Raw genomic sequence first — 8315 nt, forward strand, 5'->3', positions numbered from 1 at the left:
GGGTGTCGGACGGTGCGGCCGGCGGCCCGGGCGCGGGTGCCGAGGAGGTGCGGGTGCGGTCGGCGGAACAGGGCCGTGCGGAGAGGCGGGAAGCTGTGGGGCCGTCCAGGGAGAGGACGGTGGTCGCGGTCCGGGCGGATGACGCGATTGCGGAGGAGGGCACGGCCGCGTTCCTGCAAAGGGTGCCGCAGTTGGCGGTGGTGCCGGCGGAGCCGGTGCCGTGGGCGGACGTCCTGCTGGTGGTCGCCGACGAGGTGACCGAGGACACGCTGTGGTTGATGAGGCGGATGTCGGGGGAGGCGCCGAACAAGGGGATGCGGATCGTGCTGGTGGCCTCGGCGATCAGTGAGCCGCAGCTGGTGCGGGCGGTGGGGTACGGCCTGGTGGGTGTCGTGCTGCGGCCGTACGCGACGTTCTCGCATGTGGTGCGCGCGATCACGACGGCGCGGGCTGGGCATGCGCCCATACCGTCGTCGATGGTGCGCACGCTGGTGGACGAGATGCGGGTGATGCGGCAGGAGGCGTCGGGGGGCGGTACGCGTCCGTTGTTCGACGCGCGCGAGATCGACGTGCTGACGCTGCTGGCGGAGGGCTGCAGCACGGCGGAGATCGCGGTGAGGCTGAGCTACTCCGAGCGGACGGTGAAGAACATCATTCACGGCCTGGTCAGCCGGTCGGGGATGCGAAACCGGACGCACGCGGTGGCCTACGCGCTGACCTCCGGCCTCATCTGACCTCCGTGCCCGGCCCCCGCTGCACCCTCTGCACCGGCCACCGGGCCGCCCGGTTCCCGTCCACGGGCGGCCCGCGCCCGCCCCACCGTCCCGGCCCCGGACGCCCGTACTGCGGCGGTCGTCATCCGTACGCCCTGCCCGGCACGACGACGCCTCCCGTCCCGTCAGGGCTGCGGGTGGCGGGTCCTCCCCGGTCCCCGACCCTCGCGGCCTCCGGCGGGAGCCTGACGGAGACGGCGCGCCGGCGCCAGCGGACCGGACCGGACCGGTCCCTGCCGTCCGGCGGGGCGGACCCGTCAGTGCAGCAGGCCCGGAGGCCGCTCCGGACGGCCCGTGAAAGAGGCCCGGGGACCGCCGTCCTCCACGGAGTTGCGCCACCGCCAGTCCTGCTCCGCCCGTTCCAGCTCGCCCAGGGCCTCCTGGTCCGCCTCCCGGTCCGGGGCGATCTCCCACGGGGCCAGCTCCCGCATCATCACCAGCGGGTGCTCCCCGCCCCGCACCCGCAGGACCTCGAAGCGGGTGCCCGGGAGGAAGACGACGCGGTCCGGGCGCGCCGGGTCCAGCCCGGCCGTGCGGCGCCCGCGCAGCGACCGGATGAGGAAGCGCGTCGCCCCCGGCACGTGCGGCTCCCCGGCGGACGAGGCGGAGCAGAACGCCCAGTCGACGACCAGCCTCTGCTCCCCGTACCAGGCGGCCGCCGCCGGGCCGAGCACGGCCTGCAGGGCCACGGGGCCCTCGTGCACGGGCAGGAGGTGCACGCCCTCGGAGGCGCAGCGCAGCAGGGCCAGCCCGTCCTCGTCGGGGTCCGCGTCCCCCACGGATGCGGGGTCCGTGCCCTGGTCCGTGAGGTGCATCCGGGCCGCCGCCAGGTCGGTGATCACGCCGGCGGCTGGCCGGTCCCCGCCCAGCTGCGGCTCGCGTGCGAGCAGGAGTGCGGCGAACGCCGCCGCCTCGCCGTACCGGTCGGCCCGCTCGCTGCGCACCCGCTCGCGGGCGGCCGCCAGGACGTCCTCGTCCTGCGCCCCGGCCACGATGCTGCGGCGGGGCACCGGCTGCACCGCGACGGGACGGTCGTCCGCGCGGTCCTCGGGCCGGCCGTGCGGGTGCGGATCGGCCGGGGGCAGCCGCAGGGGGACCGGGCGTGCGAGGCGGGGGCCGTTCGGCCCCAGCCTGTGCACGGCCTCCTCCGCCAGCCGCCGCAGCTGCGCCGCGTGGGGCGCGTCCGTGTCGAAGAACACCAGTTCCCCTCCCGGGTCGGGGGGGATGGCACGGACGTGCGCGGCATGGGCGGGCGCCACCTGGGGGGACCGGACCCACAGCCCGCTCCGGACGACCTCCACCACGGTGTCGTCCGCACAGGTGTGGACACCGGGTGCGACCTCCGGCAGCTCACGGAGGGGCCAGCCGTGCCGGAACACCCGGGGTCCGCGCCCCGTACCGGCGGGACCTTCCGACGGCAGATAGACGACCTCGCGGGACAGCAGCATGCGGCCGGGCGAACCGTCCTCCCCGACGGCGAACACCTCAGCGACCGCGGGGCCGCCCGGTCCCGGGCGCACGAGGCCCGGGATCCCGTTGTACGCGCGGACGGGCTCCCGGAGCACGTCGGCGAGGGTGTCTCCGAGCGTCCGTCCGACGGGCAGCCGCACGTCCCCGTACTCCAACAGGCGCACCGCGGCACGGGCCCGCTCCGGCAGCAGCCGGTACAGCCGCGCCACGTCACCCGGGACGACCCCCGGCTCGCCGCGGGAGCCCACCACGACCGTGATCACGTCCGGCCGCCCCAGCAGGTGGGCCGCCAGGTGGGCCCGCTGGCGGACGACCGCCGGGGTCTCCTCCTGCGGCCGGATCCAGACACCGGACGGGAGGGGTTCGGCCACGGCCTGCCTGCTGACCGCGCGCGGCTCGTCGGGCACGTCGGCCTCCCAGCCGGGCCGGGGGAACCGGCGGGACTCCGGGACGGGCTCGGCCCCCGGTTCGCAGCGCATCCAGCCCGCCCCCCGGTCGGCGCTGATGAACAGCCCCCCGCCCGAGGTGGGGAGGGGGACGCCGTCGGCGACGACCACGGTGCGGCCGAGGCGCTGCGCCAGCAGGCGGCCGGCGGCCGGGGCGCCCTGGCGCGGCGTGCGGCCGAACACGACGCGGTGCCCCCGCGGATCCTCCGGAAGCGCCCGGACCACCGCCTCCAGCACGTCCTCCGGACCCTCGGGCAGGTCGACGACCACCACGGAGCGCGCGGGGTCGGCGGCCAGTCCGGCGGCGAAGACCCATGCCTGGCGGTCCTGGGCGCCGGGCGGACGCAGCAGCCACGCCCGCCCCGCGCGCTGCCGCACCAGCTCCGCCCCGCCCCGCCCCGCGAGCCGCCCGAGGTCGGGGGTCTCTCCGGTCAGCGAGGTCAATGCGCGGTGTCCGTCTGCCAGATGACCGTGCTCCCGCTCTGGATGACGACGTTGCCGTCGCTCCTCAGCACCAGCACGGCGCCGTTGTGTCCCGGGGTGCCGGACGACCACGCCGTACCGCCGTCGGCCCGGTAGACCACGAGGTTCCCGTCGTTCTGGAAGACGGCCTTCCGGCCGGTCCCGGCGGTGCCCGCTGACCAGCGGGTCCTCCCGTTCTCGTCGATCACGACCAGGTCGCCGTCGGACCGCATGGCGAGGGTGGTGCGGTCGGACCGCGCGGACTGGCCGGCCTCCAGCACGGACGTCGCCGTGAGGGTCAGGCTCGTCCAGTGGTGCGTGGGCGCCGGGGCGGCGGCCGTAGGTCTGGTGGCGGCCTTCGTCGGGGTCGCCCTTGGGGCTGCAGTCCTGGTGGGCGTCCCCCCGGCGGCCGTGCCCGGGGCGGTCGGGGTCGCGTGGCGCGGCCGCGAGGCGGCGGACGACTGCCCGGCCCGGGCGGCGGAGGCATGCGCCGAGGGCAGCCGCGGAGCGGGGGCGTCGGAGGAGGGGGACGCACTGGGCGTGGAGGTCCCGTCGGCGGACGGGGCCGGCTCGTGGAGCGCCACGGTGCTGGTGCCGCCCGAGGAGTCGTCAGGGAGCAGGAATGCGCCCATCAGCACCGCGCCGACCACGGCGGTGCCGCCGAACAGGATCTTCGCCCTGCCGGACCGGGAGGACGGCTCGCGTGCCGCCTCGGCGGGGAGGGGGGTGCGCTCGACGAGCTCTGTGTACGCGTCGTCCTCGCGCCCTTCCGTCTCCTCCGGTACGGCGGGGGAGACCTCTGCGGCGGGTGCCGCCGCCGGGCCCTCTCCCCCCTGCCGCGGGGCCGACGCCGCCGACGCCGACGGAGGCGGCACCGGGCGGCCGTCGGCAGGCCGCGCCCCCGTCGGGGGCTGGGGGCCTGCCGGGGATGCCGGTTCGAAGAACCGCTGCCAGGGCAGCGGCTGGTTCCAGAGTGCGCCGGCCTCCGGACGGGACTCCGGCGGTGCGGGCTCGGAGTCGCGGCTTCCGGATGTGGGGGCAGCCTCCTCCGACGGGCGGTCCTGCGGATCGTCCGTGTGGCTGCTTCTCATGTGCCTTCTCCGTGTTCACGCAAGGTTGGGCGCTCGCCCTACCAGGGCGATGGCGCCGATGATACGAGCCGGTGGTCGGCGGAAACGGAGGTGCATGCCTCGCGGCCCGGGCCTGGCACTTTCTGACACACGCGTTGCCCGAACGGCTCTGCCGGCCGGTGCGGGACGGCCTCCGACGGACCGTCGGCAGGCTCTCGGAGGGGCCTTTGCCGTGTCGGGGGTCCAGCGCGCAGCCGCCCCCGGATTCCCGCTCGCCGCTCCCGGCGGACGCGTGCGCGGAGCAGTGCCCGAGGCCGCGCGCCCCTCGCCCTCCAGCCGCTGGAACCGCCGTCACCGACCCTTCCGGGGCGCGGTCGGCAGGACTGTAGGGTGGGCGCTCCCCTGTCCAGGCCCCTCGCCGCCGGGGCGGTCTCCGGTCGCGGTCCCGGACTGCGGCCGCGGACGTCCGGAGGTCCTGCACGGCCGGCGACGGCTGCGCCGCGTGGACCGTTCGGTACCGGCCGTGCCCGTCGGCCGAGGGCACGAGCCGCGGAAGCATAAGGAGCCTCGGAGTGAGCGACGGCCCTCTGTCCCCGAACGACCCCGACCCGGTGCCCGAGGGCGGCGTGCCCCCTCGCACGGGGCAGTCCTCCGCCGGCCGCGACGCCGACGGCCCGGCAGGCTCCCTCCCCGAGGTGCCGCCCGACATCCTGGAGGCTGCACGGCTCGCGCCCGACCACTGGATCGGTGTCGTCGACCCCGCCTGGCGGGGCGAGGGGCCGCCGCCGGACTGGGCGCTGGTGGGCCAGTGGCGCTCGGGCCCCACCGGCGAGGTGGAGGAGTGGCGCGAGAACCCCGACTACCGGCCCTCCCCGGGGGCCCGGGGCTGGCCCGAGGCCACCGACGAGGTGGACGGGGCCGTGCAGGCGGCGGCCGCCGGCTGGGGCCCGGCCGAGGATGTCCTCCGCCTCCTGGCCCTGGCCGAGGTGTCCGTCCTGCTGGACCCCGCGGGTCGCCCGCTGGCGTCCCGGACCGCCGACGGCCTGCCTGTGGTCCTCGTCTTCACCTCCGAGCAGCACCTGCGGGCCGCCGGCCCGCTGGCCTCCGAGAAGCTCCCGATCGCCGACCTCGTGGCCTGGATGGAGGAGGGCCACCGTCTCTACGTGAACCCCACCGGCCCGGTCGCCATGCTGATCGAGAACGAACCCCTGTACGAGGCGATCTCCGCCGAGGCCGCGGTGGCCGTACCGTCCCCGCCCGCCGTCTGACCTGCCGGCCGCGACGCCCCGGCACCGCCGAACGCCGCCCTGCCGGCCCCGCCGTCGGCGGGCGGCGGGGCCGGCACCCGGTCGGGCGTCGGCCGGACCTCTCGTCGCCGGGCCCGGAGGCCTGCGGCCCTCGTGCAGGACCGCGAGGAACATGACGGGAGGAGAGGGGCGTCCCGCTCGCAGGACCGTGGGGTCCGGGCTGTCGCGGCCCCCGGCTCCTGCGGTCCGCGGCGGCCGCCCGGGGTGTCCGGGACGGTTCGTTCAGACGGCGCCCTGGACCTGCCGGCGCGCCGGTGCGGCCTGCGGGGCGGGGACCGCGGCGGGGCGTCCCGGGCGGTGCGTCCAGACCAGCAGCGCCGCGCCGGCGGCGACCCACAGGAGGAGGACGGTCAGCGGCCGGGCGATGTCGCGCCCGTCGAAGTAGGCGCTCGCGCGGGCCAGCTCGATGAACTGGCCGAAGGGCAGGACGTCGTGCAGCCACCGCAGCGGGGTCGGCATCATGTCGGCGTTCACCGTGGCGCCCGCGGTCGGGATGCCCAGGATCAGCACGAAGGTCATCGCCACGGGCATGAAGTACTGCTTGACCAGGCGCGCGATGCCGGTGGTCAGCCAGCCGATGGCCTGGGTGAGCAGGAAGCCGTAGAGCAGCAGCCAGCCGTCGGCGGGGACGACGTCGCGGCCGGCGGCCACGGCGAAGGTCACCGCGGAGGCGAAGGCGCCGGTGGCCGCGAGGGTGGCCGCCTTGTTGCGCAGCGGCCACATCGCCAGCTGGAGGAGGACGATCGAGGTGATCATGCCGACCAGCAGGAGCGGCAGCGCGTAGAAGAAGATGCCGACGCCCGAGGCGTCGCCGGAGGACTTCGGGACGAGGTCGACGATGTGGGCCGGGTGCAGCACGGCGGCGAGGAAGTTGGCCCGGGTGCCGCTGGCGGCCGAGCTGACGTACATGGTGTTCGTGGCGGAGTCGAACGCCCCGGCGAGGTGGTTCGCCGCGACGCCGGCCGGGTTGGCGACCCGCTCGGTGACCAGGCCGGCCGGCAGGTGCGCGGGAGCGGCGCTCAGGATGCCCAGTCGCACACCGTGCGGCTGCGGGTGGCCGAAGGTGAAGAGGTAGAGCACGGACATGGCTGCGACGAAGAAGAACGGGAACCACAGCAGCGACAGCGCGTGGGCGCGCGTCGGCCGCGGTGCGGCGGGGTGCATCACGGTGTAGTCCAAAGAACGGGAGGAGATCTGAAAAGGAGATCCGGCCGAGGGCCCTGGGGCGTATCCGTCGTGGCCGGGGTCGGCGCTGGAGGACGGCGGTCCGTCGGCTCCCGTACTGCGGCGGGAGGGGGAGGTCGCCCACGCTTACTGTCCAACTGGACATTAGCCTAGCCTGCTCCTGACCGCATGTACATTGGGCCCATGACGTCACCCGCCCCGCAGGTCGCCCACAAGCGCAAGCGGACCCGTGACCCGGAAGGCAAGCGGGCCGCCATCATCGCGGCGGCCCGCGCCGTCTTCGCCGAGCGCGGCTTCGCCCGTGCGACCATCCGGGAGATCGCCCAGCGCGCAGGTGTCACCCACGGACTGGTCGTAATGCACTTCACGACCAAGGAGCGCTTGTTCGTCGCGGCCGTGCCGGGCCCCAGGGACCTGGCCGACAGCGTCGCCGGCGACCTCGAGGGACTGCCCGGGCGTGTGGCCCGGGCCTACGTCGCCCGGATGGAGTCCGCCGACCAGGCGGACCCCTTCATCGCCCTGGTCCGCGCGGCCGCCGACCAGGAGGCCGCCAAAGCGCTGCTGCACGCCATGCGCACCGAGAGCGTCGTCGCCTACCAGGAGCTGCTCACCGGCCCGGACGTCGACGTCAGGGTCGACATGGTGGGGTCCTTCCTCGTCGGCGTCACCCTCAGCCGGTACGTGCTGGCCGACGGGCCGCTGGCCGCGCTGACGCCGGAGGAGTTCACCGGCCTCCTCACCGACGGGCTGCGCGGGATCCTGTTCGGCGCCCCCTAGCGCTCCAGCGGCGTTTCGCCGTCCGGCCTGGTCGGAGGCGTCATGGGAAGCACGGGGGCCGGTGACGGGCCGGGTGCGGTCCTCCCGGAACGCCGCCTCTGCCGCGTGCGGTCGCCGCGGGTGCCGGCAGCGGCGGTGGACGGCTTGACGTCTGCGGCGCAGATCCCTGTCCGAGCCAGCCGCACCCCGTGGGCGCCGGAGCCGTCCGCGTCCGCCCGGCCGCCCGACGGCCTGCCGAGGGTGCTCCCCGGGGGCCGCCCGCTCCCGGGTTCCGACCCCGCACCCCGGGGTGCGGGGTCGGAATAGCCGACGTCTCGCGGGCGTCGTAACACCGGACGGGAAAGCCGTCGCCGGCCGGCCGGAGTCGCGGCCGGCGTGCGGGGTCCCGGGTCCGGAGGCCGCCGGGGACGCATCTCGGAAGCCGCACCCGACATGGAGGAGGACGCGATGTCCGACCAGCTGACCGCCGAAGCGACGTGCACCCCCGGTGCCCCCGACGTCCTGCTCGCCCCGGTGGGTGGGGGGCCGACGGCGGACTGCGGGATCTGCGGCGAGCCGACCTTCCACCCGTCGTCGACGGAGGGCGTCGTCCACTGTCCGACCTGCGCATGGCAGCAGGCGGGCCGCTACTACTGCATGTGAGGCGGAACACCGCCGCAGGGCTGGGCGACGGTGCACCGTGGCGGTGTCATGGGACCGGTCCCGCGGACCGGGTGGCCCCGTGACAGGCCGGCTCTGCGGTGGGTGGGGGAGGGACCGCGGCCTCGGACCCGGATGAGGTCCCAGGCCGCGGGCGCGGCGGCCCCGGTGGTGCTGACCGTTCCC

Annotated in this window: 7 protein-coding genes; 4 read left to right on the forward strand and 3 right to left on the reverse strand. The window is 76.1% G+C overall.

Translation table 11 applies throughout. The annotated features are described in order from the left end of the window. Positions 1-119 precede the first annotated feature (119 nt). Positions 120-734 (forward strand): response regulator transcription factor, encoded by a 615-nt coding sequence (locus tag LO771_RS31375; protein ID WP_308188931.1) that lies wholly within the window; start codon positions 120-122, stop codon positions 732-734. A 296-nt stretch (positions 735-1030) separates the two neighbouring features. Here the strand turns inward: LO771_RS31375 and LO771_RS17265 are convergent, their stop codons facing one another. Continuing rightward, positions 1031-3133, reverse strand: a complete 2103-nt coding sequence (locus LO771_RS17265) for a hypothetical protein (protein ID WP_230653385.1) — start codon at positions 3131-3133, stop codon at positions 1031-1033. Continuing rightward, positions 3130-4242, reverse strand: coding sequence for a hypothetical protein (locus LO771_RS17270; protein ID WP_230653387.1), 1113 nt, complete (start codon positions 4240-4242; stop codon positions 3130-3132). The genes LO771_RS17265 and LO771_RS17270 overlap by 4 nt, the downstream gene beginning before the upstream one ends. 551 nt (positions 4243-4793) lie before the next feature. Here LO771_RS17270 and LO771_RS17275 point away from each other — a divergent pair. After that, positions 4794-5489 (forward strand): type VII secretion system-associated protein, encoded by a 696-nt coding sequence (locus LO771_RS17275; protein ID WP_230653389.1) that lies wholly within the window; start codon positions 4794-4796, stop codon positions 5487-5489. Positions 5490-5750: 261 nt separating this feature from the next. Here LO771_RS17275 and LO771_RS17280 read toward each other — a convergent pair whose 3' ends face one another. Continuing rightward, positions 5751-6707: an ABC transporter permease gene (locus tag LO771_RS17280; RefSeq protein ID WP_230653391.1), complete on the reverse strand. Its 957-nt coding sequence runs from the start codon at positions 6705-6707 to the stop codon at positions 5751-5753. A 189-nt stretch (positions 6708-6896) separates the two neighbouring features. On the opposite strand from LO771_RS17280, the gene LO771_RS17285 reads away from it, so the two are divergent. Both LO771_RS17285 and LO771_RS17290 read left to right on the forward strand, forming a co-directional pair. Continuing rightward, on the forward strand, positions 6897-7490 hold the full coding sequence (locus tag LO771_RS17285) for a TetR/AcrR family transcriptional regulator (protein WP_230653393.1): 594 nt from the start codon (positions 6897-6899) through the stop codon (positions 7488-7490). A 447-nt stretch (positions 7491-7937) separates the two neighbouring features. Then, complete coding sequence (locus tag LO771_RS17290; protein WP_230653394.1) at positions 7938-8132, forward strand: hypothetical protein; 195 nt, start codon at positions 7938-7940, stop codon at positions 8130-8132. The last annotated feature ends 183 nt before the right edge of the window (positions 8133-8315 follow it).

The sequence above is a fragment of the Streptacidiphilus sp. ASG 303 genome, from assembly GCF_020991365.1.
GTDB lineage: Bacteria > Actinomycetota > Actinomycetes > Streptomycetales > Streptomycetaceae > Peterkaempfera.

What these genes read in the sequence shown, in the direction of transcription:
- LO771_RS17290 (WP_230653394.1), top strand. Translation starts at nt 7,938, where the DNA reads ATGTCCGACCAGCTGACCGCCGAAGCGACGTGCACCCCCGGTGCCCCC.
- LO771_RS17285 (WP_230653393.1), top strand. Translation starts at nt 6,897, where the DNA reads ATGACGTCACCCGCCCCGCAGGTCGCCCACAAGCGCAAGCGGACCCGT.
- LO771_RS17270 (WP_230653387.1), bottom strand. Translation starts at nt 4,242, where the DNA reads ATGAGAAGCAGCCACACGGACGATCCGCAGGACCGCCCGTCGGAGGAG.